This window comes from Bacillus sp. JZ105 (assembly GCF_053903125.1).
The window spans coordinates 1,664,104-1,688,947 of sequence record NZ_CP096387.1 but is presented as its reverse complement, the minus strand read 5'-3'; the positions used below and the strand labels follow the sequence as shown (position 1 = coordinate 1,688,947).

Annotated in this window: 19 protein-coding genes; all 19 read right to left on the bottom strand. The window is 41.2% G+C overall.

Annotated elements, in window-relative coordinates; all coding sequences use genetic code 11:
• Nucleotides 1–139: 139 nt before the first annotated feature.
• The 19 genes from yfmH to pnp all read right to left on the bottom strand — a co-directional run bounded on the left by yfmH (nt 140) and on the right by pnp (nt 24,682).
• Nucleotides 140–1,432, bottom strand: a complete 1,293-nt coding sequence (gene yfmH, locus M1D81_RS08550; protein ID WP_073205222.1) for an EF-P 5-aminopentanol modification-associated protein YfmH — start codon at nt 1,430–1,432, stop codon at nt 140–142.
• Entirely contained in the window at nt 1,429–2,709 is a 1,281-nt protein-coding gene (gene yfmF / locus M1D81_RS08545; RefSeq protein WP_456265061.1) for an EF-P 5-aminopentanol modification-associated protein YfmF, read from the bottom strand. The genes yfmH and yfmF overlap by 4 nt, the downstream gene beginning before the upstream one ends.
• Before the next feature lie 145 nt (nt 2,710–2,854).
• Nucleotides 2,855–5,971 carry an MMPL family transporter gene (locus M1D81_RS08540; protein ID WP_456265062.1) on the bottom strand — a complete coding sequence of 1,039 codons (3,117 nt, stop codon included), beginning with the start codon at nt 5,969–5,971 and terminating at the stop codon, nt 2,855–2,857.
• A 312-nt stretch (nt 5,972–6,283) separates the two neighbouring features.
• On the bottom strand, nt 6,284–7,513 hold the full coding sequence (locus M1D81_RS08535; protein ID WP_456267139.1) for an MFS transporter: 1,230 nt from the start codon (nt 7,511–7,513) through the stop codon (nt 6,284–6,286).
• A gap of 102 nt (nt 7,514–7,615) precedes the next feature.
• Entirely contained in the window at nt 7,616–8,341 is a 726-nt protein-coding gene (locus M1D81_RS08530; RefSeq protein ID WP_456265063.1) for a GntR family transcriptional regulator, read from the bottom strand.
• 164 nt (nt 8,342–8,505) lie between these two features.
• Nucleotides 8,506–10,875, bottom strand: a complete 2,370-nt coding sequence (locus M1D81_RS08525) for a DNA translocase FtsK 4TM domain-containing protein (RefSeq protein ID WP_456265064.1) — start codon at nt 10,873–10,875, stop codon at nt 8,506–8,508.
• Nucleotides 10,876–10,985: 110 nt separating this feature from the next.
• A complete protein-coding gene (locus tag M1D81_RS08520) occupies nt 10,986–11,222 on the bottom strand; it encodes a YlzJ-like family protein (protein WP_008344712.1) in 237 nt (78 codons plus the stop codon).
• A complete protein-coding gene (locus M1D81_RS08515) occupies nt 11,219–11,947 on the bottom strand; it encodes a ClpP family protease (RefSeq protein ID WP_024424124.1) in 729 nt (242 codons plus the stop codon). Before M1D81_RS08515 ends, M1D81_RS08520 begins: the two co-directional genes overlap by 4 nt.
• 120 nt (nt 11,948–12,067) lie before the next feature.
• Complete coding sequence (rnjB, locus tag M1D81_RS08510; RefSeq protein ID WP_456265065.1) at nt 12,068–13,735, bottom strand: ribonuclease J2; 1,668 nt, start codon at nt 13,733–13,735, stop codon at nt 12,068–12,070.
• A 171-nt stretch (nt 13,736–13,906) separates the two neighbouring features.
• On the bottom strand, nt 13,907–14,773 hold the full coding sequence (gene dapA, locus M1D81_RS08505) for a 4-hydroxy-tetrahydrodipicolinate synthase (RefSeq protein WP_024427012.1): 867 nt from the start codon (nt 14,771–14,773) through the stop codon (nt 13,907–13,909).
• Between the two features lie 30 nt (nt 14,774–14,803).
• Nucleotides 14,804–16,018 (bottom strand): aspartate kinase, encoded by a 1,215-nt coding sequence (gene dapG, locus M1D81_RS08500; protein ID WP_034281880.1) that lies wholly within the window; start codon nt 16,016–16,018, stop codon nt 14,804–14,806.
• A 92-nt stretch (nt 16,019–16,110) separates the two neighbouring features.
• Nucleotides 16,111–17,130: an aspartate-semialdehyde dehydrogenase gene (gene asd / locus M1D81_RS08495; RefSeq protein ID WP_456265066.1), complete on the bottom strand. Its 1,020-nt coding sequence runs from the start codon at nt 17,128–17,130 to the stop codon at nt 16,111–16,113.
• 139 nt (nt 17,131–17,269) lie between these two features.
• Nucleotides 17,270–17,863 carry a dipicolinate synthase subunit B gene (dpaB, locus tag M1D81_RS08490; RefSeq protein WP_024427009.1) on the bottom strand — a complete coding sequence of 198 codons (594 nt, stop codon included), beginning with the start codon at nt 17,861–17,863 and terminating at the stop codon, nt 17,270–17,272.
• Nucleotides 17,860–18,762: a dipicolinic acid synthetase subunit A gene (gene dpaA, locus M1D81_RS08485; protein ID WP_456265067.1), complete on the bottom strand. Its 903-nt coding sequence runs from the start codon at nt 18,760–18,762 to the stop codon at nt 17,860–17,862. Before dpaA ends, dpaB begins: the two co-directional genes overlap by 4 nt.
• Before the next feature lie 122 nt (nt 18,763–18,884).
• On the bottom strand, nt 18,885–19,157 hold the full coding sequence (locus tag M1D81_RS08480; RefSeq protein ID WP_456267140.1) for a YlmC/YmxH family sporulation protein: 273 nt from the start codon (nt 19,155–19,157) through the stop codon (nt 18,885–18,887).
• Nucleotides 19,158–19,228: 71 nt separating this feature from the next.
• Complete coding sequence (locus M1D81_RS08475) at nt 19,229–20,152, bottom strand: aminoglycoside phosphotransferase family protein (protein WP_456265068.1); 924 nt, start codon at nt 20,150–20,152, stop codon at nt 19,229–19,231.
• Between the two features lie 72 nt (nt 20,153–20,224).
• A complete protein-coding gene (locus M1D81_RS08470) occupies nt 20,225–21,454 on the bottom strand; it encodes a M16 family metallopeptidase (protein ID WP_456265069.1) in 1,230 nt (409 codons plus the stop codon).
• A gap of 33 nt (nt 21,455–21,487) precedes the next feature.
• Nucleotides 21,488–22,441 carry a polysaccharide deacetylase family protein gene (locus tag M1D81_RS08465; protein ID WP_456265070.1) on the bottom strand — a complete coding sequence of 318 codons (954 nt, stop codon included), beginning with the start codon at nt 22,439–22,441 and terminating at the stop codon, nt 21,488–21,490.
• Between the two features lie 123 nt (nt 22,442–22,564).
• Nucleotides 22,565–24,682: a polyribonucleotide nucleotidyltransferase gene (gene pnp, locus M1D81_RS08460; protein WP_024424134.1), complete on the bottom strand. Its 2,118-nt coding sequence runs from the start codon at nt 24,680–24,682 to the stop codon at nt 22,565–22,567.
• Nucleotides 24,683–24,844: the final 162 nt, after the last annotated feature.

The window sequence follows — 24,844 nt, the reverse complement described above, 5'->3', positions numbered from 1 at the left end:
TTTTAGTTTAAGTGTTTAACTATTAAAGAGTTTAACTAATGGCCAAAACAATTGTCAATCAATATCCTCGTAGATAAAGCGGTTTTTCAATGAACATAAAAAAGACAAACTCTGCCGATATGAGTTTGTCTTTTTAAATTTATTTTGTTTTTGGGACGACTTTGAAAACAGACATCCGTTCTTCATCAATTTCTTCATCTAAAATTTGCTGAATATCAGTCAATTGAATTTGTTCCAGCATTGTGACGACATCAAATAAGCTCATGTCTAAGAATGCATATCGAGTAAATTGGTTCGCAATATATTCTGGAGAATTCATGGCTTTTAAAAAGCTGCCGATTTTCTTCTTGCGTGCAAGTTCAATTTTCTCTTCTGTCATGAGGCTTTTTGCTTGAAGAAGGGTTTCTTTTAATACCTTTGCGAGTTGATCAGGATCATTTGTATCTCCGCCAACTGAAGTGAAGCCAAAGCCGCCCTCTTCTGTATAATCGTAGCTGAATGTTTCATCAATTAAGCCTTTTTCATACATCTGTTCATATTGTAAGGAGCTTTTGCCAAACAGCGTCTCTAATATGAGGTTCATCCCAAGCTCATGCTTTAGCAGCTGGTTTCCTTTTTTATGCGGATTCTTTGTTTTCAAACCGAACATACATTTAGAGCCTTGTACGTTCATTGGAAGTTCGTATTCTTTCCGGTACACACCTTCAGGCTCATTGATGTCTTTTCGTTTGATCTCCGGCTGGTCTGTAAACGGTTTTTTCGCCTGATTCGCTCTGACTTGATCTAAAATTTGCTTCGGATCAACAGGCCCTACGACGAATAGAAGCATATTGCTCGGGTGATAGAACGTTTCATAACATTCATACAAATGATCTTTTGTAATAGGGGCAATGCTCTCTACTGTTCCAGCAATATCTATTCTCACAGGGTGCTCTTGATATAAATTTTCAATCAGACCAAAGAATAAACGCCAGTCCGGATTGTCATCATACATGTTAATCTCTTGACCAATGATGCCCTTTTCTTTTTCGACTGTTTTTTCAGTAAAATAAGGCTCTTGAACAAAATCAATGAGTGTCTCAAGGTTTTGTTCAACATTTGAGGTGCTTGAGAATAAATAAGCCGTTCTCGTAAACGTTGTAAAAGCGTTTGCGGATGCTCCCTGTTTACTAAAAGTATGAAACACGTCTCCATCTTCTTTTTCAAACAGCTTATGCTCTAAGAAATGGGCAATTCCGTCAGGCACTCGAATCATGTCTTCTTTGCCAAGCGGCACAAATTCGTTATCGACAGAGCCATATTTTGTTGTAAAGGTCGCATAGGTTTTGTTAAACCCTTGCTTTGGCAGCACATAGACGTCAAGTCCGCTTTCCATTTTTTCGTGATAGACCGTTTCTTGCAGCTGATCGAATTGAATTGTTTTCACTGTCATGAAGCACCCTCCGTTCCTTTAAGAAAATAGGTCGTATCCCATTCAATTTTCTGACCCACTTTGATGATGTCCTCTTTTGTCACGCGGTCTAATGCTTCTAAAAAGGAATCAAGGGTTTCCCCAGTTGGCACAACGGCATGCTGATACAAATACTCTGCTGTTCCATAAGATGTATCGATCGTTTCAAGCAGCTGGTTTTTGACGACTGCTTTTGTTTGATTAATTGCTTCATCTGAAAAATCACCTTTTTGCATCGCTTCAAATTGTTCTTTGATGATGTCTACTGCCTGCTGGTAGTTGCCGACTTCAATTCCTGACATGACCATCATCAAGCCTTTAAAGCTCTCAAGTCTAGACACAGCGTAGTACGCAAGGCTTGCTTTTTCTCGAACATTAATGAATAGCTTAGAATGCGAGAAACCGCCGAATATGCCATTAAACAAATGCAGCGCCGGATAATCTTTATCTGCAATCGTTGTATGTGTGCGAAAGCCGATATTCAGCTTGCCTTGTTTTACGTCCTCTTCATCAATGACTTCTTTTGGTTCATTTTGAGGTCTTCTTGATTCAGTTTGCTTTTTGACTGGCTTTCTTTCACTTGTTTTAAAGTATTGGGAGACCATACGGCTGATGTCTTGTTCATCAACATCTCCGACAACATAAAGATCAAGCTGGTTTGATTGAAGCGCATGCTCATAAGCTTCAAAGAGTGAGTGAGCTGTGATTGCATCGATGTCTCCCATTTCACCATTGACGTGCAGTGCATATGGTTCACCTTTACACATTTCCTGCACGAGTCTTAAGTTCGAATAACGCATTTTGTCATCATAAACTGCCTGAATTCGCTGTTTTAATGTGCGTTTTTCTTGATCTACATATAATTGACTAAACACCCCTTCTTCAACATACGGGTGGAATAATAGCTCAGATAGTAAGGCAATCCCTTTTTCTAGTAAAGGGGTTTGATCCTTTAAATATTTTTCATTCGCCATTTCTAGGCGAAAGGTAATGATGTGATTCTCACCTTTTTTTGCCATGTCTGCCGAAACGGTTGCTCCATAGAGCTCATCAAAATAGGCACGCAGTGCTCCTGTTTTCGGCATTTTTTCTGTTCCTCTTAACAGCACATGCGGGAAAAGAGAACGCATGGTGACGTCATCTTTGGATAACGGTGCAAGCATTTTAAAAAGGATTGTCACGGTTTTAAATTTTTCTGTTTTGACAATATGAGTATGAAGACCCGGTGTGTCCAGTGTCTTCTCTTGTAAGTACGTCATGAGAAACCTCCTTTGTTCATCCTATTTATTATGTATTAGAACATAGCTGATATATACGTGAAACAGCCATTTAATAGACATTATATCAATCAGAGGAAAGGATAGGAAATAAAAACGCCTCTGCTCATAGCAGAGACGCCAGTCGTTATTTCATTCTAAACGGCCACCAATTCCATTTACCAAAAATACGAACCATGACCGGAATAAAGAGAGGCAATACAACAAAAGCATATAATAAAAGTCCAATGAGTACGACCGTTGCAATTTCAACAAGCGATAATACTCCAGATGGCAGCATAGCAGCGAACGTACCCGCTAAAATGGCCACTGCAGAAATAATAACAGAACCCATATTTCTCATCGCTGATATCATCGATGCTTGTACATGTTCTCCCTTCCATTCATTAAAACGATCCATGAGGAAGATGGAATAATCGATCCCGAGCGTCACAAGAATGACAAAGCTGAAAAATGGGACAGCCCAGCTGACACCATCGTAGCCAAAAAATGTTTTAAAGATCCATTCTGTTACCCCGATTGATGTAAAATACGTTAAAATCAGTGAAAGTGTTAAGTATATCGGCATGACGATTGACCGTAATAAAATAATTAAAATAATAAAAATACCAATTAACATAAAGATGACAGTTCGAATAAAGTCACCGTCAGACGTTTCTTTTAAGTCCACATTTAAACTTGAGATACCAGATACACCGTATTTGGCATTTTTGAGTCCACTGACAGGTAAAAAATGATCAAGGGTTTCCTCAATTTTCGCGACACCTTTCATCGCTTCATTGCTGTATGGATTCACATTTAAGATGACTTCAAAAGTCGTTAATTTACGATCTGGAGACATATACGTATGAAAGATTTGTTTAAATTCTTGGCGTTTCAGCACTTCTTCTGGAATAAACCAGCCCGTTACTTCTTCATCAGGCGCTTGCTGAAGCTGCTTTAAATAGCCGTCAGCCTCGGTGAAACCGCTTTTGACCTGCTCAAGCCCTTCAATGCTTTCACCTAATCCATCTGTTAACAACGTAAGTTTTGATGAAAGCTGGCTAAATCCTTTTTTGATGGCTTTTTGGCCGTCTGTCAGCTGATCTGCACCATCTTCAATTTTAGGCATTTCTTTAATCAACTGTTTTTGGCCCTCATTTGTTTGGTCAAGTCCGTCATAAATTTGATCAAGCCCATCCATGAGTGCTTTCACTTGACGTTTTACTTCTTTTTGTTTGCTTGATAAGGTTTGAATCACTTGATCTGCTTGCTTGATCTTTTGCTTAAAGTGAGAGGCTTCCTCTTCATATACACTCATTTGCTCCCCTGCTTGATCAAGCATTCCTTTTGTTTCTTTGAATACTTTCTTGATTTCTTTATATTCATCCATGTCTTTTACTTCTGGAAGACGATTTTCTAGTGCTTCAAATGATAGATTTTCATAAGACTTCTTTACTTTCTTAATGGTTGTCATCAGCTGCTCATTCGATTTCGCATGGCGTTCCAGTGTATTCACCACTCGCTTTAGCTCTTGAATCATCGTTTCGCTGCTGCGATATTCTTGCTCTAATTCTTTTTTCGCTTTTTTGATTTTACTTCGAATGGTGCCGACGCCTTCCTTACTGCGTCTCACCCCATCTTCTAAAGAGATTAAGGATTCCCTGACTTCTCCGATACCGCTTTTGATTGCTTTTGTTCCATCAATCAGCTGGTCAATGCCTTGAGCGGATTCTTCAATTTTTGGTTTTTGTTTAAGAAGGGCGAGATTTGTTTCGGTCAAACCATCTGAAATTTTCCCAATTCCTTCATGGCCTTTGCCAAGTTCTCCTCCAAGCTCTTTCGCTTGAGAAGTGACATAAAGCTGGCTCAGCCCGTCCCCAACAGGACGCGTGACACTGCGGACTGTTTTGACTTCGTCAATGTCATTTAGTTTACGAGTCAGTTTTTCTATCATGACAATCTTTTCTTGATTATCTAGCTTATGATCATTTTCGACAAGCACATTCAGCGGCAGCGCTTCACCAAAGCCAAATTGCTCTGATATCGTATTAAATGCAGACACCGACTCATACTTATTCCCAATTTCATTTAAACTGTTATAAGATAGAGTGCCATCGTACATCAGAATAGGAGGTACCGTAATAAGAGCAACTAACCCTAAGCTGATCAGCGGCCTTTTAAATGAAAAACGCCCAGCCCATTCCCACATTTTACTTTGCGGGTGCCGAATGTTTTCTCTTTTAGATGGCCAGAATAGAGATTTTCCGAAAACAGACATAAAAAAGGGAACGATGGTGACAAGGGCAATCAGCAGAATGCCTACTCCAACGGCAACACTAACGGCTGATTGATACAATTGGAATTTAGCAAATCCAATACTTGAGAAGCCGACTAACACGGCTAAGCCGCTGAAAAATACCGTTTTCCCTGCACATCGATACGTGACGATAATCGACTCTTTGACATCACGGCCTTGACTGATCTCCTCTTTAAAACGGCTTAACAGCAGGATACAATAATCCGTTCCGATACCGAACATAATGGCTACCATAAAAATCTGAGTAAAATTAGATAGAGGAAATTGTGTATATTCTACGAGAAAAGCCACAATACACCGGCTGACAGCGTAAGAAATGCCTATCGTAATGAGCGGAACAACAGGTGCCAATATCGATCTGAAAACAATGATTAAAATAAAGAAAATAAAGATCATCGTGATAAGTTCAGTTTTCTTCAGACCTTGTTGAGAACTTTGAATGACATCTGAATCCACAAATTTTTGACCCGTTATTTCATATGAGACATGATAGGGCTTTAAAACTTCCTCAATTTGTTCTTTAATCTTCACAGCTTTTGTTTCGTAGTGGTCGAATTTGAATGGAACAAGAAGTGTACTTTTATCCTTTGATAAAAGTTGTTTTTGAATGTCCGGATCTACATGAAAATACGAAGTAATTCCGTCAATGTGGAGTTCTGGGGCATTTGTCGTGAGTGCAGCTAAAGCCTTTTTTAATTCCTGCTCTTTCGCAGGGAACAGATGTTGTTCGGAGAATACAAGCACACCTGTATCTTTTTTCCCGTTCTTATCTGACAGCTTATCCAATAGGTGAAGTGCCTCAGCTGTTGGTGTCCCCTCCGGAACCTTTAATTGCCCTTTTTCTCTCGTTAATTCCTCTAAATCGGGCGCAGTAATAAACAGAATCACAGCTGTTATCATCCACACCACTAATACAATCCATCTTGCTTTAATTATTTGCAACATAGCTGCTTCAAGCTCCTTCTAGTTCTTCAATCAATTTGCTGTATTTGAGCGTGTCTGAAGTGCTGACTGCGTCTCCTTCAAATGGCAGGATGACCTATTCAATTGTCCTTTCGTGTTGAAGAAGCATATCTCCATCATCAGCACGCGAGCTCAATTTCTGCCTAAAGAAAGACAGAAAATGAATGTTTTTGAACACCTCCAATTTGGGATAATTTAAAAGATATTACTATACATTAGTTTAACTATCAAAATTTTACATGTCAATTTATAAAAAAGAAAAAAGATGGCAAAATACCATCTTTTTTCTATATTTTAAACCGTTTTCAATTGTTCACTCTCATCCTTTTCATCTGGCTGGATGAAAAAGAGGACCAAAAATAGTGAAATGAGACTGCAAATGGTCGAGAGAATAAAAACAATGGAGTCTCCTTTATCCATAAGATAGGCAAAAATCGGAGGTCCTAAAGCAACACCGATAAAACGCATACTGCTATAAAATGACGTAATGGTACCGCACTGCTCTTTTTCAATTCCTTCAGTAATCAGCGCATCAAGGGCAGGAAGGACAATACCAATGCCAACACCGCCAATGCTTAAACAGATAAACAATACGTAAAAGCTGTGATTCCACCATAAAAAAATATAAGAAAGTGATAACAAAGCCATCCCTACGATTAAAAAGATTCTCATTTTTCCTTTTTCTTTTCCAATCGTTTTTCCAGCAATGTAGGAACTGATTGATAGAAAAAGGAGTGGAATACTCAGCAGAAGCCCTTTTTTGACGCCCTTTATTTGATAAGCCGCCTCTAGGTTATCGGATAAGTAAAAGAGCACACCAAAAAGAAGAAACATAATAAAACCGCCAATAGCAAAAATGGCATAAAGCCATCGTCCCTCATGCTTAAAAATGGTCTTTGTTGATTTTAAAAATTCTTTAAATGTAGGCGGATCCTCCTCTTTTTTCGCCGACTCTACCATGAACAGTACCATGAGAAAGCTGATAATCGAAAAGAACGGAATGAACCAAAACGGCACAAACCAAAACCATGAAGCAAGAAGTGCCCCAATAATAGGGCTTAGTACCTTTCCTGCTGTGTTAGAGGTTTCAATGGCGCCAAGTCCTGCACTCACCTCTTCATCATCATGAAACAAATCTCCAATAAACGGCATAACGACAGGTGCGGCTCCAGCTGAACCAATCCCTTGAAGGACCCTGCCAAACAGAATCCACATATAAGGTTCTTTCATGATCGTTGAGGCGACTGCTGCCACAGCTCCCCCAAGTCCGGCGATTAAAAGACACGGCAGCAGTACCTTTTTCCGCCCAATCCGGTCTGATAAGTAACCGGCGATTGGAATACATAAGATGGCTACAACCGAATATACCGTAATAATGAGAGAGACTTGAAAGGAAGTAATCGAGAGTTTCTTTTCTATCTCTGGCAATACTGGTATTAACATCGAGTTCCCTAGTGTCATGATTAGAGGCACCGATGATAATGCAATGATATTCTTTTGACTGACTGTTTTCTCGCCCAACATCATTCACCCAATTCTATATACTGTTACGTATTAGTGTGGCAAGTTTGACGAGTATTATGTATGGGCAAACAAAAAGCAGCCGCCTATAGAAGCGACTGCTTATTAAAATCGTTTGCGTATGACATGAAAGCTGAATTTATCCGCTCGAAAATAATTGAGGGAGTATAAGACCGGCTGATCATCCTGATCATAGTGCATTTGTTTCAATAATAATAACGCCGTTTCAGGGTCACAATCTAGAATCGGTGAGACCTGATCGTGGTAGCCAATTGGTTCAATATCAGCAACTGCATATTTAATCCCGCTGTGCGGTTCTCTTCCAAACAGCTCAAAAAGCGACTCTTCTTCATGTGTAAAAGAAGCAGGAAGATGTTTAACCGGAATTTTATCTAAACAATAAACAACAGGCTGCCCATCTGCCGTTCGAACGCGTTCCATAGAAAAAATCCCATCAGATTTTTCACACTGAAAACGAATGACATCATTCTCTGTTGGTTCCCCTTCTTGCGAGGATAAAAAGATGGTGCCAGGCGTCATATTGACCTGCTCAATCATTTTCGTGACACTTGTCAGCTGTTCTATGCCTGTCGAAAAAAGCGGTCTTGAATTGACGAAAGTCCCTACCCCATGCCTTCTAATTAAATACTTCTCTTCTTCTAATATACGAAGGGCTTCACGCAGTGTCGCTCTGCTCACACCTAAAAGCTTTGAGAGCTCAAACTCAGAAGGCAGCTTTTCTTTTTCGGCATAAACACCTGTTTGAATATCTTCTTTAATACGGTCAATCACTTTCAAATATAAATGGCGATTGTCTGTTTTGGTCGACATGTTTTCCCTCCGTCTAATCAATGCAAATGATAAGATGAGAAATCTCTATTCCGAGATAAGTTGAACATAACTATATCATGTTTTTGCAAATAAATAAATAGTCTGACATCCAGTTGACATAATCATACTATCGTTTACTATTTTTCAGGAAAGCTCTCTTCAATTTATGAAGAGAGCTCGTCATACTGTTCTTTTGAGAGAAGAACTTCTCTCGGTTTACTTCCTTCATATGGGCCTACCACGCCTCGCTCTTCCATTGCATCAATGAGACGTGCCGCCCGGGTATAACCGATGCGGAATCTTCTTTGCAGCATAGAAACAGATGCCGTCTGCATGCCGATAATCAATTCAACTGCTTCATCATACAGATCATCTTCTACAGCCGCAAGCTGATCCTGCGTTTCTTCGCTCGGAATCATTTCCTCTTGGTATTGAGCTTTTTGCTGTGTGATCACGTGATCCACAACATGTTCCACTTCTTCATCTGATAAAAAGGCGCCTTGCACACGAACCGGCTTGTTTGCACCAACTGGTAAAAACAGCATGTCCCCTCTGCCCAGCAGCTTTTCTGCGCCTCCCATATCAAGGATCGTCCTTGAATCTGTTTGTGAGGATACACTAAAGGCAATGCGGGACGGGATGTTAGCTTTAATGACACCTGTAATGACATCAACAGAAGGTCTTTGTGTGGCGATAATCAAATGAATTCCCGCAGCACGAGCCATTTGAGAAAGTCGTGTAATGGAATCTTCCACATCAGAGGAAGCGACCATCATTAAATCTGCAAGCTCGTCTACAATGACAACAATATAAGGAAGCTCCGGCTGTTTAGCATCTTCTGTTTGATTCATCCGTTTAATGTAATCATTGTATCCTTCAATATTTCTTGTCCCCGTATGCGAAAACAATTCATAGCGGCGTTCCATTTCGCTGACTACTTTTTTAAGGGCCTGCGAGGCTTTCTTAGGGTCTGTTACGACAGGAGCCAAAAGATGCGGAATGCCGTTATACACATTTAATTCAACCATTTTTGGATCAATCATCATCATTTTCACTTCATGAGGTTTCGCTCTCATGAGAATGCTTGTGATAATACCATTGATACACACACTTTTTCCGCTTCCAGTCGAACCTGCTACAAGCAAATGCGGCATTTTGTTCATTTCAGCAAGCACAGCTTCACCCGAGATATTACGGCCGAGTCCAATGAGGAGCTTAGCATTTGGACGGTCATTTTGCTTCGATTCTAATACCTCTTTTAATGAAACCATAGCAATTTCTGCATTCGGAACTTCAATGCCGATGGCTGATTTACCAGGAATCGGCGCCTCAATACGAATGTCTTTTGCTGCAAGGGCAAGGGCTAAATCATCACTTAGATTGACGATCTTGCTGACCTTTACACCGACATCTGGATAGACTTCATATTTGGTCACAGCTGGACCTAAATGAACCTGTGTGACTTTTGCTTTCACACCAAAGCTTTGAAATGTTTTTTCAAGCTTTCTGGCATTTTCATAAATATTTTTCTTATCTGTTTGCTGACCTGAATGCTGGGGCTCTGCCAAAATATCAAGTGACGGCAATTCGTAATCTTTGTTTTCAAGTTCTGTAAATGTCATCGGCGGAGCCTCTTTTGGTTCATCGGCTGTATCTGATTGAACTGATGCACTTTGCACAGAGTCCTGAAGAGGCGCTGGCTCTTTTGCCGCCTGCTTTTTTTGAACCGGCGGGGTGAGAATGTCATCTCTGTCTGCAAAGCTTGAAATAATCGGCTGGCTATTATCAGAAGACGGCGTTTCCTCTTCGATCAAAATCAGATCATCCTCTTCTTCTGGAATGCGTGAACGTTTTTTCTTTTCACCTGTTTTCTGAGAGGATGCGCTCTTTTTTGCCTGCCTGATTCCTTTCATATCTTCAACAAACGCTTTCCACTGCTTCACCATAAATTGTGATACAGGAATCGTCACTTTTTTCACCATTTCCTGAAGGGATCGGTTTGTAATCAGGACGATTCCAATCAGCATCAGAACAATCGCCATGATTTGCGAACCTGCTTGCGCAAATAAGAAATAAGAAGCAGCAAACAATACGGCGCCGATCATGCCGCCTCCTAAATCAGGCGATCCTGTTTCCCCTTTCATATCCATCAAGAATAGCTCAAATGTATTTCTAATCACACTTTGAGAGCCAATGACGCCAGCAGATGAAAGATGCTGAAAGAGCTTTACATGTGACAAAAGCAAGATACTCGCAATGATGCAGTAGAGACCTGCTTTTCTTCTTGTTAAAATATCTGGGATTTGTTTTTTCCAGAAAATCGTCACACCAAAAAGAAATAATCCGATAAGGCAGAGAATGAACCATTCACCTGCAAAGAATCGGAATAGATGTACAAAGGTTTGTCCAACAACGCCCAGCTGTAAAATGGCAATGATCGCTATGGCAATACAGACTAACCCATTTAATTCATATTTCAGTTTTAGCTGTTTATTTTGTTTTTTTCTCGTTTTCCGTTTTCTCTTTTTAGCCATACTCATCACCTTACTACGAAAGAAAATATAACCTACCGAAAGATCAGAAAGAAAGCAGCCTGGTTTTGGCTGCATCTTGTTGTAAGTTTTCCCTTTATTATAGCATAGAATCATTCATATGAGTCGGTTTGATTGGTGCCTAAATGTAACTTCAACCGCTTGCCTGGTGCAAGCTCTTGATTGAGAAAATCCATTGGATTGGTACTCATGACTTGAACGATTTCTGCTTCATCTTCTTTCATTTCAACCATCACTGGCACACCTTGAATGTTTACCTGCTGGAGTTTGCGTTCTCCCTGTTCCTCAGCGTAAATGGCTTCATATGGCATAGGCGTATATAAAATCATTGGATCAGCCCCTCGTTTTGAGATGCTCTGTCTCCGATAAGTTCATTCAACTTTTTAATCGCTTGTCCTACACCGCCCACTTCATTCATGAGCCCGTATTCTGCTGCCTCATGACCAACGACATTTGTTCCGATGTCTCTTGTCAAATTGCCTTTTGAAAACATAAGCTCTTTAAATTTCTCTTCTGTAATGTTGGAATGGCTTGTGACAAAATTAATGACTCTTTCCTGCATTTTATCTAAGTATTCAAAGGTTTGCGGAACGCCAATCACAAGACCTGTTAAACGCACAGGATGAATGGTCATCGTAGCTGTTTCTGCAATATACGAATAGTCACACGATACAGCAATCGGGACACCTATGGAGTGGCCGCCGCCAAGCACAATCGAGACAGTTGGTTTCGATAAAGAAGCAAGCATTTCTGCAATCGCAAGTCCTGCTTCAACATCTCCCCCTACTGTATTTAAGATGATCAGAAGACCTTCTATTTTCGGGTTTTGTTCAACAGCTACGATTTGTGGAATGACATGTTCGTATTTAGTTGTTTTATTTTGCGGCGGAAGCTGCATGTGGCCTTCAATTTGTCCAATAATGGTGAGGCAATGGATATTTGTATCTTGCGGCAGCTGCGGAACGGCTGTTTCACCGAGCTGCTGTATTTTGCTCATAATGCTGTCTTTTTCTTCTGGCTTTCGCTCAGGCTGCTGTTCATTCTTTTCGTCCATTTGTCTCCATCCTTTCCTCAAACTCTTCTCCTATTATGAACAAATAGGGCATATTCCATCCGCATTCCTCATGCCACATCAAAAAAGCCCAAAGAGCTTATACTCTTTGGGCTTTTCTCATCACACTTCCATAATAATTGGAATGATCATCGGCTTACGTTTTGTTTTTTCATATAGGAATTGATTGAGCACATCGCGCATGGATTGTTTCAATGTTGACCATTCAACAATTGAGTTTTCCGTTTGCTCTTTGACAATCCCTTTGACCATTTCTGTTGCTTTCACAATCAGCTCTTCGGATTCTCTTACATAGACAAATCCTCTTGTGATGATTTCAGGTCCAGAAATTAATTGTTTCTTTTGTTTATCGAGCGTAATGACAACAATCAAGATGCCGTCTTGAGACAATAGACGTCTATCGCGTAACACGATGTTTCCGATATCACCAACACCAAGACCATCGATTAAAATGTTCCCTTGGTGAACTTTTTCACCGATTTTGACGTTCTGTCCTCTAAACTCAACAACATCTCCTTTATCAATCAAGAAAATGTCACTGCGTTTCATGCCTACTTCTTCAGCAATACGAGAATGTGCTTTTTGCATACGATATTCGCCATTCACCGGAATTAAATACTTCGGTTTTAGTAAGTTCAGCATTAGCTTTAACTCTTCTTGGCAGCCATGTCCAGATACATGCACGCGTTTTTGCGCAAAAATGACTTGTGCTCCGCTTCTTGTAAGGAAATCCACTGTTTTAGAGTATGTGAGTTCTTGTCCAGGAAGAGGTGTAGATGCAATCACAACCGTATCATCTTTTTCAATATGAAGCTGTTTGTGATTTTGCTTCGCCATTTTTGTTAAAGCAGCAAGCGGCTCTCCGTGGCTTCCAGCGGTCAGGATGACTACATCGTTTTTCGCCATTTTCTTCACTTCTTGAACGGGTACAAATAACTCTTCGTCTGCTGTAACATAACCAAGCTTGATCGCCAGTTGAAGAGTTGTCATCATATTCTTCCCCGCAACGGCAAGCTTACGTCCATTTTGAATTGTTGCATTAATGATCTGCTGCACACGGTTAATATTAGATGAAGACACAGCAACAATCACACGATTTTCAGCATTGTACATCGCATTTGAGATTTCGTCTTGGACGAGCGCCTCAGAAGGTGTATAGCCTGGTTTTTCAGCATTTGCACTGTCTGAAAGCAGTGCTAAAACGCCGTTGTTTCCAATTTTCGCAATCTCTCCGATGTCACAGGCTTGGTTAAGCGCTGGGGTTTGATCAAATTTAAAATCACCTGTGCATACAATTGAACCAAGAGAGGTTTTGAAGCTGATCCCAACTGAATCAGGAATGCTGTGATTCGTTCTAAAGAACGATACTTTTGTTGTTTCAAAAGTAATAACTGATTTCGCATGTACCTCACGCAAATCAGCTTTTTGATTGAAGCCATACTGCTTTAATTTTTCTCGAAGTAACGCAAGGGTCAGCTTCGTTCCGTAGACTGGTACAGACAATTTGCTCAAGCAATGGAATACGCCTCCGATTGCTTCATCATGTCCGTGGGTAAGAAAAATTGCTTTCACCCGATCAGCACGCTCTGTTAAATAAGAGATATCGGGAATGACGACGTCAATGCCCAGCATTTCATTTTCTGGATGCATTAAACCTGCATCTACTACATATATGTCCGAATCAATCTCAATGACATATAAGTTTTTCCCGATTTCTCCAACGCCTCCGAGTGCAATAATTCTTACGTTCTCTGTATTTTTCTTTTTCAAAATTCTTATCCTCCTAGTCTCAAGCCCGTCCATCATCGCTTAATGCTATTATAACTGAATCTAATTTTAGAAAACAAGACGAAGTCACATTTTAAGAAAGTGTTTATGTATAAAAAACGGTCATACTCAGGGACATCTGAGAATGACCGCTTACGAAATCTTTTGTTTTGATCAGCTGTTTAAAACGCTGCTTAAATCCAGCCTCTCTTCTTCTGACAATGGCAAAAGCGGGAGACGAACAGATCCGACGTCTAGTCCTTTCAGCTGAAGGGCTGTTTTGACAGGCGTTGGATTTGGCGCTGAGAAAAGCTGTTTCATGATAGGAAGCAGCTTTTGGTGGATCAATGCTGCATTAGCGGTTTGGCCTGAAGCATAGCTTTTCAGCATTTGCTGCATATCCAGCCCTACGATATGAGACGCAACCGAGACAACTCCTTTTGCACCAACAGATACAGCCGGAAGTGTTAAACTGTCGTCCCCTGAATATACGTCGAAATCTTCTGGCGTCTCTGCAATGATTTTTGTCATAGCATCAAGATCGCCGCTTGCTTCTTTGATGGCAACAATGTTAGGTATTTGCGCAAGCTTAATCGTTGTTTCTGGTGCTAATGAAGCTGCCGTTCTTCCTGGTACATTGTAAAGCATGACAGGAAGAGATGTAGACTCGGCAATGGCTTTAAAGTGTGCATACATGCCTTCCTGTGATGGCTTGTTGTAATAAGGTACGACAAGCATCACTGCATCAACGCCCGCTTCTTCTGCTTTTTTCGTTAGTTTGATAGACGCATTTGTATTATTACTGCCTGTTCCTGCAATGATTTTACAACGACCATTTGCTAATTTGACCGATTGCTGAAAAAGAGCAACTTTTTCTTCATTCGATAAAGTTGGCGATTCGCCTGTTGTCCCTGCAACAACTAAGGAGTCACTGCCGTTTTTTAACAAGTAATCAATGAGAATTGATAGCTTTTGGAAATCAATGTTGCCCTTTTTATCAAAAGGTGTAATCATAGCTGTTGCGATATTTCCGAAATTCATTTTTTTCACCTCATCATGATTCAATCACATTTATCTTGAAAGTTCAAACACTTCATGCAGGGCATTGACAGCCGCTCTCATGTTTTCTTCGTTCACTAACACCCAAATGGTCGTATGACTGTCAGCCGATTGTAAAATCGGAATGTTTTGCTCGGATAGAGCCGTTACAATTTTTGATGTGACACCTGGTACACCCATAATGCCTGCGCCAACAGCTGATACTTTCGCACAATTTGTTGTCACAATTGGCGTATAGCCAAGATCTTTTAGGATCGACGTCGCCTTTTCTGTCATTGCACCTGTCACTGTATACACAATTTCACTCGGTGTAATGTTGAAGAAGTCGACACTGATTTGTGCGTTTGCCATTGCTTTGAAGACCTCTGTTTGTACGCTGTACTGTCCTTCTTTTGCAGGGACTTTGATTTGCGTCACATCATTGACATGTGCAATACCCGTAATGAGGCGGTCATACACATCATGGCTCATTTTATCGGAGTAGTGTGATGTAACGAGTGTGCCCTCATCATCAGAGTATGTTGAACGGACCCTCATTGGTACTTTTGCCTGCATCGCAATTTCGACAGCTCTCGGGTGAATGACTTTTGCCCCTTGATATGCGAGGTTGCAAATTTCCGTATATGTCACGACTCTCAGCGGTTTTGCATTTTCAACAATGCGGGGATCTGCTGTCATAACGCCTTCTACATCTGTAAAAATATCAATAAAGTCTGCCTGCAATGCAGCGCCTAAAGCAGCTGCGGACGTATCACTGCCACCTCGTCCGATTGTTGTCACGTCTCCATTTTTCGCCGCTCCCTGGAACCCAGCAACAACGACAACATCATGTTCAGACAGTGCAGCCTCCAGACGTTCGCACTTCATGTCAATAATTTTCGCACTTGTATGCTCCTTATCTGTCACAAAGCCTGCCTGAGCTCCAGTCATCGCTACAGCCTTTAGACCGTTTTCATTCAGCATACTTGAAAACACAACAGCTGAGATATTCTCTCCGCAGGAAACAAGCAAGTCTTTTTCTCTGTTTGTCATATGCTGCGCGCTGCCGTAAAGCAGACCAAGCAGCGTATCTGTCGCATAGGGATCGCCTTTTCGTCCCATTGCAGAAACGACGACAACCGACTTATAGCCTTTCTCTTTTGCAGATAAGATATGTGCAAGTGCCCTTTTTCTACCTTGATCATCTTTGACAGATGTACCGCCAAATTTTTGGACAATTATTTTCACTGTTTTCACTCCAAGTTCATTCTGACGTAACAGAAGAGAGCAGGCGAAAGATGCCTAACTCTCTTCTGTTCGTCCTCATCATCCATTGAATGTTAAACTAATTTTAATGCTTTTAAGCTTTCTGCAATTTGAACTGAGTTCCATGCAGCGCCTTTAAGCAGGTTATCAGATACAATCCACATATGGAACCCGTTTGGACGGTCCAAATCTTTCCGAATGCGGCCGACAAATACGTCGTTTTTCCCAACAGCATCTGCAGGCATTGGATAAATCTGCTGAGACGGATCATCTTGCAGCGTAATTCCTGGTGCATCTTTTAGAATTGATTTGAGGTCTTCCACTGTTGCATCATTTGATTCTAGTTCGACGTAGACAGATTCTGAATGACCTGTTTCAATTGGAAGCCTTACGCATGTTGCCGCTACTTCCAGCTCAGGCATATGCATGATTTTTTTCGTTTCGTTGATCATTTTCATTTCTTCGAATGTATAACCGTTGTCTTGGAATTTATCAATTTGCGGGATCGCATTAAATGCAATTTGATAAGGCATGACTTCTGGTGTTACATCCTCTTTATTTAAAATGGCTTGTGATTGGCTGTATAGTTCGTCAATGGCTTCATGTCCCGCACCTGAAACTGCTTGATACGTAGAGACAATGACTTTTTTCATTCCATACGCCTGACGAAGCGGTTCTAAGGCCGCTACCATTTGAATCGTTGAACAGTTAGGGTTTGCAATGATCCCTTGATGATCATACAAATCTTTTTCGTTTACCTCTGGTACGACAAGAGGGATGTTTTCGTCCATACGAAATGCACTTGTGTTGTCAACAACAATCGCACCTCGTTTGACTGCTTCAGGAGCCAGCGCTTTAGAAACATTTCCTCCAGCACTGAATAATGCGATGTTCACTCCTTCAAAGCTTTCAGGTGTTGCTTCCTGAACAGTGTACTCTTGACCTCTGAATGTCACTTTTGTTCCAGCAGAACGTTTTGAGGATAGTAGAGTAAGTTTATCCATTTCAAAATCTCTGTCAGCTAGTGTTTTTAACATTTGTTGACCGACAGCTCCAGTCGCTCCAACTACAGCTACATGCAATCCTCTTCCCATCAGTAAAACTCCTTCCGACCCATCCATGATTCTTTTCTTTCGGATGGCCATCCTATGACTTTTTACATTTTATTTTACCATAGAAAAGCAAGGCTTGAAGCATCTTTTTTGAATCTTTCATGATTTTCTAGTGAATCTATTATTCGTTTGGTCCAATTAAAATTGGCTGAATTTGTCTATGCTGGAGAGCCTCTTCTACTGTTTGAGATAGCAGATCCATGTTCGCGACCATAGAGGTCGGTTTTTTAAATGGATCATCCTGACCAAACGGAATAAAGAAAATATTCTTTGTCGACATCAGCCTCATCAGATTTGTACCATTTAAACCTAGCGCATCATTTGTTGAGATACCTAAAACGACAGGTCGATGATTCCGTATGGTTGCTTTAGCAGCCATTAAAACAGGACTGTCTGTCATGGCATTTGCAAATTTCGCCATCGAGTTTCCAGTTAAAGGAGCAATGACCATACAATCAAGCGGCAGCTTAGGTCCGAGCGGCTCTGCTTTCACGATTGAGTCAATCGCTTGAAATCCAGTCAGCTTCTCAATCCGCTCGATCCACTCGGCTCCATCTCCAAATCTCGTATTCGTGCTCTGCACCGTGTACGACACCACTGGACGCACCTCTGCCCCTTCTTTTACAAGCGCTTCGATTTGCGGAAAAACAGCTTCATACGTACAGTGGGAACCTGTTAAACCAAAGCCGATTCTTTTCCCTTTTAATGTTGTCATGATTCCATCCCCCTTTTTTCCTCCGCAAGTTCACATAAAAGCCCGGAAAGCACTTTTGCAATGATTTGTCCTGCTGTTTTTGGTGCAACAATCCCCGGGAGTCCTGGTGCAAGAAGTGCCTTCACTCCGTGCTTTTGTGCAAAGTCAAAGTCTGTTCCGCCTGGGCGTGAGGCGATATCCAAAATGAGTGTCTTTGGTGTCATGCTGACGATGACAGATGAATCTAATACAAGACTTGGAATGGTATTGATGATAATATCAACATCCGTTACTTCCTCTTTTAACTGGTCCATTGAAAATGGATTAAGCCCCATCTCAAATGCCCGCGCTAAATGTGCTGTGTCTGCCGCCCCTACTTTTACGTCTGCCCCTAGTGCCCGAAATGTGCGGGCAATGGTGAGTCCTGTTCTTCCAAGTCCGAGAACAGCGGCATGAGACCCGTGAATCGTATAGTCCGTTTGCTGAATGGCCATCATGATAATTCCTTCAACTGTTGGAATAGAGTTATATATGGCAATATCATCTCGCTCAAACAGCTTCACAAGCTTCCGGTTCACCTGCTTTGCCAGATTGTCTAAGTACGTATTTGAAATACCTGAGTACAAGATACAATGGGCAGGGGTTCTTTCTAAATATTTGGCTTCCAGCAAGACCTGCTCGTTTGAAAAAACTGTAGCAACAACGCCTTCATCCGTTGCCCCAGATACCGGCAGGATCATACTGTCTACTTGTTCGAATGGAAGTTCAGACATTTTCAGCTTTTCAGCACCGATAAATCCATGATCCAGCTGGTCAAATCCAACCAAAAATACTTTGGCATGCTGCTGTGACAACTTGCGAATAATTTCAAGCTGCCTTGCATCTCCCCCGATCACCGCAACCGTTAAACCGCTCAACATACTGACCGTTCACCTTCTTTATTTAAAAAAGTCTGTAATATTTTCTGAATCTCCCTTTCAGCATATGAGGAGAGGATTCAGCCTGTGAACGAATCAGAGAGAGAAAAGAAAAAGAGCACCCTTTATTGCGGGTGCTCTTTTTCTCCGTGCGGCTGAAGTTCTGCAGGCACATCGAGAATGATCATATCTGATCCTATTTTTTGAATGTGATTCCACGGGACGCGGATGTCATTTCCTTGTTTTCGAAAGCCAAACCACTTCACGGAAGGTATAATGAGTGCTGTAATTTGACCGTCCTGTTCATTGATTTCAAGGTCGGTTTGTCCAAGCACACCAAGCCGCTCCGCTCTTTTAATATCGACGATCTCTTTTCCTGACAGTTCACTCAGCCTCAAAATCGCATCACTTCCCTTCCGTATCATATATGCACCAAAAGGAAGAAATAGACCGTCCTGCTCTTTTCAAGTTATGTATGATGCGAGTTGGTATACCAAACAGGCTTAAGTTGATGAAAGCCATTATGATCTGTCAGCATTCTCTCCACTCGTTTCACCATGTCTTTTACATGCCCCGGATCATAGGAAAGCGTCCAGATGATAGATGAAAAGCAGCTCATTGCTGTATAGATAGAAAAAAGAAGCCAAAAATCGTTTGTGGACTGCGTACTCACGTATTGATCCAGTTGTCCAGCTGAGAACGGAATGCTGCTTTCTCGGCTAAATAAGGACAATTTATAAAAGTCATGAACCGGGTCGCCCCAGTCGGATTGATCGAAATCAATCACACCGGCATATTGATTACCTTGTATGATGATATTCCCTAAATGAAAATCATCATGCTGGAACTGGTTAGGCCTCTCTTTTACCGCATCAACATTCGACTTGATAAAATCTAATACAAACTGATCATTGGAAAACGTCACGCCACTTGATTGATAGGCATGTACATACCGTTCATGTTTTGCTATGACTTTCTCATCCCACGGACGAACATGAGAAGATGCACGGCATGTATGCATCAAACTTAGCTCTCTCGCTGCCCGCCTCCCGATTTCATACTGCTCTTCATTTGTAAGTAGATGGATGGAGTCTCTAGCATTCTCGCCTTCGATAAAGGAGAAAATACGATAGGTACAGTTTAGTTCAGCACTCATTCCAATCTCAATTACTTCAGAACAAAGAACCCCTCGATCTTTTAAATTCCGCTGAAATGATGCTTTTCTTTTATAGCGCGAATACGTTTGAATGTCTGATAACTTAAGCACCAGCTTTTCACTAGATGATACTGTAACCAAAAAGATGCGATCTCCCGAAAAACCAGATGTCATGGCTTGGAAAGAAATAGCTTGTGTCAGAAGTGGAGAGAGCTGTTTCAGCTTTTCATGTTCCATGAAAGCAGAACCCCTTTCTTCTTTACCTACAATAAAACGGCAGACTTTTTTGAGTCTGCCGTGTTGTTTACATTATGATGGCTGATCACCCGTCGGACTAATAAGCGAGAGCGCATAATCTTCTGTAAAGATGCGTTTAGATAAGTTATTCACGCCGTCTAATGTGACGCTGTTGATTTCATTAATAATTTCATCGAGTGTCCGATGTTTGCCAAGGAGCAGTTCATTTTTACCGTTTCGGCTCATTTTGCTGTTTGTGCTTTCAAGGCTGAGCATAAGGTTGCCTTTCATTTGCTCCTTAGAGTTCTCTAGTTCTTTCTGCGTGATTCCCTCACGCTTTAAGACGTCTAATGTTTGTAAGATGGTCTCAGAGAGCAGGTTTAGCTGCTTGGCTCCAGTTCCGCCGTAAATCGTCAGCATTCCATTATCTGCAAATGAACTGTGATAGCTGAAGACGGAATAAGCAAGTCCTTTATCCTCTCTTACATCTTGGAATAATCGGCTGCTCATGCTTCCGCCAAGAACATTATTTAAGACGATTAAGTCATAGATGCCCTTATCTCCAGCTGGAAGGCCATTAAAGCCCAGGCATAGGTGCGCTTGTTCCGTTTCCTTTTTGCGTGTGAGCTTGTCATAATGAAATGCTGGAGCTTCTACAGGCTGCTTTTTTCCTTTTCCTTCATAAGAACCGAACAGCTTTTCAACCTCACGAATAAAGGTCTCATCTACGTTCCCTGCAACAGAGATCACGACGCGGTCCGGCGTATAGAATTCATCCATATATTTTCTAAGCGAGTCTCCGTTAAAGGTAGAGAGTGTTTCCTCTGTTCCTAAAATCGGATATCCTAATGAATGATCCCCATAAATGGCTTTGCTTAATAAATCATGAACGATGTCATCAGGAGTATCCTCATACATTTTAATTTCTTCGTACACCACATTTTTTTCTTTTTTCAGCTCTTCTTCATCAAAAGCTGAGTGAAAGAACATGTCGCTTAATACATCGAGGGCGTAGCCAGCATGTGAATCAAGCACCTTCGCATAGTAGCAAGTGTATTCTTTTGATGTAAAGGCATTCACTTGACCACCAATGCGGTCAAAGGATTCTGCGATATCACGTGCAGATCTTGTCTTTGTCCCTTTAAAGAACATATGCTCTAAAAAGTGTGAGATCCCATTAATTTCAGGTGTCTCATGTCTTGAGCCTGTGCCAATCCAGACGCCAATTGCGACAGACCTTACAGTGGGATTGTTTTCGAGTACAATTCTTACTCCGTTTTGGCATGTATACGTTTTGACCAAGTTTTGCTCCTCCTATTCAACAAACAGATCGCATCACGGATGTCTTTTTTCACTTAGGAGGTCAGAAACCGTCCCTAATTCATATCCTCTTTCCTTGATTTGAGTGATAAGTGCGTCAAGACTTTTCGCTGTTGCATCTGTTGGATGCATTAATATCATCGCCCCATTGTGAATTTTCCCAAGCACCCGCTTTTGTAAAATAGCCGGGGATGGTTTTTGCCAGTCGATGGTGTCTACTGTCCACATAATGGTTTCCATGCCTTCTTGTTTGGCAAGCTTGACTGTTTCTTCTTTAAAGCTTCCGCTTGGAGGCGCAAACCATTTTGGTTTCTTCCCAAGGGATTCTTCAATTTGGCGATTTGTTTTCGTTATCTGCTCTAATGCTCGTTCTCTTGTCAGTGTGCGCATATCTGGGTGATTGTATGAATGATTTCCAATTTCATGACCATCTGCCACGATTTTTTTAGCAAGCTCTGTGCTTTTTTTCACCCATTTGCCTTCTAAGAAAAAGGTCGCCTTGACTTGATGCTTTTCCAGCGTTTTTAACATGTTGATTAAATGCTCGTCACCCCAAGCTACGTTGATGAGGAATGCATTCATTTTTTTATCTGGATGTCCCTTATAAATGGGCTCTGGACCAAGCTCATGTAAATGAATAGATGGTTTTGTTTCTTTCAACACAAGCAGCTTTTCATCGAATGACCCCTGTTTCTTCATTTTTTCATAAGAGGCATCGATATCAACTGTCTGTCCATTTAAGCCAGGCATCTTTTTCCACACTTTATCAATCTTAGCATTTTGCGCCTTTACTTCATAGTCAGAAGACTTCGATTCAATTTCCTGATATAAAATATCTTTTGAAACAGATGCAATCTCGGCATGCTCTTTCATTGATTCAATATATGTAACAGCAGCCGGCTGCTTCATCGTTTGATATGACACGAGCAGTAAAAATACAAACACAATGAATGGTAACGTTTTTTTCAATGGTTGTCCCTCCCCTTACCACAAATTATGATGGGGAGAAACAAGCTAGAACTATTGTTAGCCCAAGAAAAGAAAGAAGCCTGGCACGGATACCTGGCTTCTAACACATTTTATTTGATCTCATTAAGACTGCTTTTCTTCTTTTTCCTTTTCTTCACGTAAAACAGCTTTCCGAGAAAGGTTCACACGGCCTTGTTTATCGATTTCAGTGACTTTGACAAGTAATTCATCGCCAAGTTTCACGACATCTTCTACTTTGCCCACACGCTCAAGCGCAAGCTCAGAAATATGAACAAGTCCATCTTTTCCACTGAAGATTTCAAGGAAGGCACCGAATTTTTCAATGCGTTTGACTTTACCTAAATAAAGCTGTCCTACTTCAACTTCTCTCACAAGATCTTCAATGATTTTCTTCGCTTTTTGGTTCATATCTTCTTCTGTAGAAGAAATAAAGATTGTACCATCTTGTTCAATATCGATTTTCACACCGGTATCTTCAATGATTTTATTGATTTGTTTACCGCTTGGTCCAATGACATCGCGAATTTTATCCGGATTGATTGTCATCGTTAAGATTTTAGGTGCATAACGAGACAATTCTCCTCTAGACGCAGGAATCGTTGACAGCATGCTGTCTAAAATTTCCATTCTGCCTTTTTTCGCTTGTTGAAGAGCCTCTTCTAAGATATCTTTTGACAAGCCATCGATTTTGATGTCCATTTGAAGGGCTGTGACACCTTTTGATGTACCTGCAACTTTAAAGTCCATATCTCCAAGTGCATCTTCCATTCCTTGAATGTCTGTCAGCACTGTGTAGTATTCCCCAGATTTCACAAGTCCCATTGCAATTCCTGCAACTGGTGCTTTAATTGGAACACCCGCATCCATCATCGCAAGTGTGCTTGCGCAAATACTTGCTTGTGAAGTAGATCCGTTAGATTCTAATACCTCTGAAACGAGGCGAACCGTATAAGGGAAATCTTTTTCGGATGGAATGACTGGTTCTAGTGCACGTTCACCTAGTGCACCATGTCCGATCTCACGACGGCCTGGGCCGCGCATTGGACCTGTCTCACCAACACTGAATTGCGGGAAGTTGTAATGGTGCATAAAGCGTTTTGATTCTTCAACACCTAGACCATCAAGAATTTGCACATCGCCAAGTGCACCTAATGTACAAATACTGAGTGCCTGAGTTTGTCCTCTTGTAAATAGGCCTGAACCGTGCGTTCTTGGCAGCAGTCCTACTTCTGAAGAAAGTGGACGGATTTGATCTACGCCGCGTCCATCTGGACGTACTTTCTCTTCAGTGATCAGACGGCGAACTTCGTTTTTGACAAGCTTATTTAATACATCTTTCGCTTGTTTAATCGTTGCTTCGTCACGTTCTTCTGCTTCAAACTTCTCAACTACAGCTTTTTTCACAGCACTGATCGCATCCTCACGCGCATGCTTCTCATGTACTTGAATCGCTTTCAGCAGGTCAGCTTCAGCAAGTGCTTTTACTTCGTCTGCTAACGTTTGATCTACTTCATATAAAGGAATATCGATTTTTTCTTTACCGACTGCCTTCACAATTTCTTCTTGGAATTCGATTAAGCGTTTAATCTCTTGGTGACCGTACATGATCGCTTCAAGCATTGTTTCTTCCGGTACTTCATCAGCACCAGCTTCTACCATGTTGATCGCATCTTTTGTTCCGGCAACCACAAGATTGATGTCACTTTGTTCAAGCTGCTCCACATTTGGGTTAATGATCAGCTTTCCATCCACTCGTCCTACTGTAACGCCGGCGATTGGTCCCTCAAATGGAATGTCAGACACACATAAAGCTAAAGATGAGCCAAACATTGCAGCCATTTCAGATGAACAATCTTGATCCACACTCATGACGATACTAATGACTTGTACTTCGTTTCTAAATCCATCTGCAAACAGCGGACGAATTGGTCTGTCAATTAAGCGGCTCGCAAGGATAGCCTTTTCACTTGGACGGCCTTCTCTTTTAATGAAGCCGCCAGGAATTTTACCTACTGCGTATAGTCTTTCTTCGTAGTTCACAGTGAGCGGGAAGAAATCAAGTGGTTTTGGTTCTTTAGAAGCTGTGGCTGAGCTAAGCACAGCCGTATCTCCGTAGCGTACGAGGACCGCTCCGTTTGCTTGCTTTGCAAGCTGGCCAGTTTCAACTGTCAGTTGACGTCCAGCCCAGTCTATGGTGAAGACATGTTTCTCTTGTCCCATTCTGAGATAAACTCCTCTCTTATCGTAAAATTTTAGTTAGTTCTTATTATGAACAAAATGATTTTCACATATCAATGTGAAAGCTGTATGTAGAAGGGTATTTGCCATTCTTTCAACATTTTAACCATAAAATATTAGTGATTATACGATAAAAAAGCGGGA

Excerpts from the sequence above, each read along its gene's own strand:
- M1D81_RS08535 (WP_456267139.1), bottom strand. The coding sequence starts at position 7,513 with ATGTTGGGCGAGAAAACAGTCAGTCAAAAGAATATCATTGCATTATCA.
- yfmF (WP_456265061.1), bottom strand. The coding sequence starts at position 2,709 with ATGACGTACTTACAAGAGAAGACACTGGACACACCGGGTCTTCATACT.
- dapA (WP_024427012.1), bottom strand. The coding sequence starts at position 14,773 with ATGAATTTCGGAAATATCGCAACAGCTATGATTACACCTTTTGATAAA.
- M1D81_RS08475 (WP_456265068.1), bottom strand. The coding sequence starts at position 20,152 with ATGGAACATGAAAAGCTGAAACAGCTCTCTCCACTTCTGACACAAGCT.
- dpaA (WP_456265067.1), bottom strand. The coding sequence starts at position 18,762 with ATGTTGAGCGGTTTAACGGTTGCGGTGATCGGGGGAGATGCAAGGCAG.
- asd (WP_456265066.1), bottom strand. The coding sequence starts at position 17,130 with ATGGGAAGAGGATTGCATGTAGCTGTAGTTGGAGCGACTGGAGCTGTC.
- dpaB (WP_024427009.1), bottom strand. The coding sequence starts at position 17,863 with ATGACAACATTAAAAGGGAAAAGAATCGGCTTTGGTTTAACAGGTTCC.
- M1D81_RS08520 (WP_008344712.1), bottom strand. The coding sequence starts at position 11,222 with ATGATTTTATATACGCCTATGCCATATGAAGCCATTTACGCTGAGGAA.
- pnp (WP_024424134.1), bottom strand. The coding sequence starts at position 24,682 with ATGGGACAAGAGAAACATGTCTTCACCATAGACTGGGCTGGACGTCAA.
- M1D81_RS08530 (WP_456265063.1), bottom strand. The coding sequence starts at position 8,341 with ATGTCGACCAAAACAGACAATCGCCATTTATATTTGAAAGTGATTGAC.
- yfmH (WP_073205222.1), bottom strand. The coding sequence starts at position 1,432 with ATGACAGTGAAAACAATTCAATTCGATCAGCTGCAAGAAACGGTCTAT.
- M1D81_RS08540 (WP_456265062.1), bottom strand. The coding sequence starts at position 5,971 with ATGTTGCAAATAATTAAAGCAAGATGGATTGTATTAGTGGTGTGGATG.
- M1D81_RS08525 (WP_456265064.1), bottom strand. The coding sequence starts at position 10,875 with ATGGCTAAAAAGAGAAAACGGAAAACGAGAAAAAAACAAAATAAACAG.
- M1D81_RS08515 (WP_024424124.1), bottom strand. The coding sequence starts at position 11,947 with ATGGACGAAAAGAATGAACAGCAGCCTGAGCGAAAGCCAGAAGAAAAA.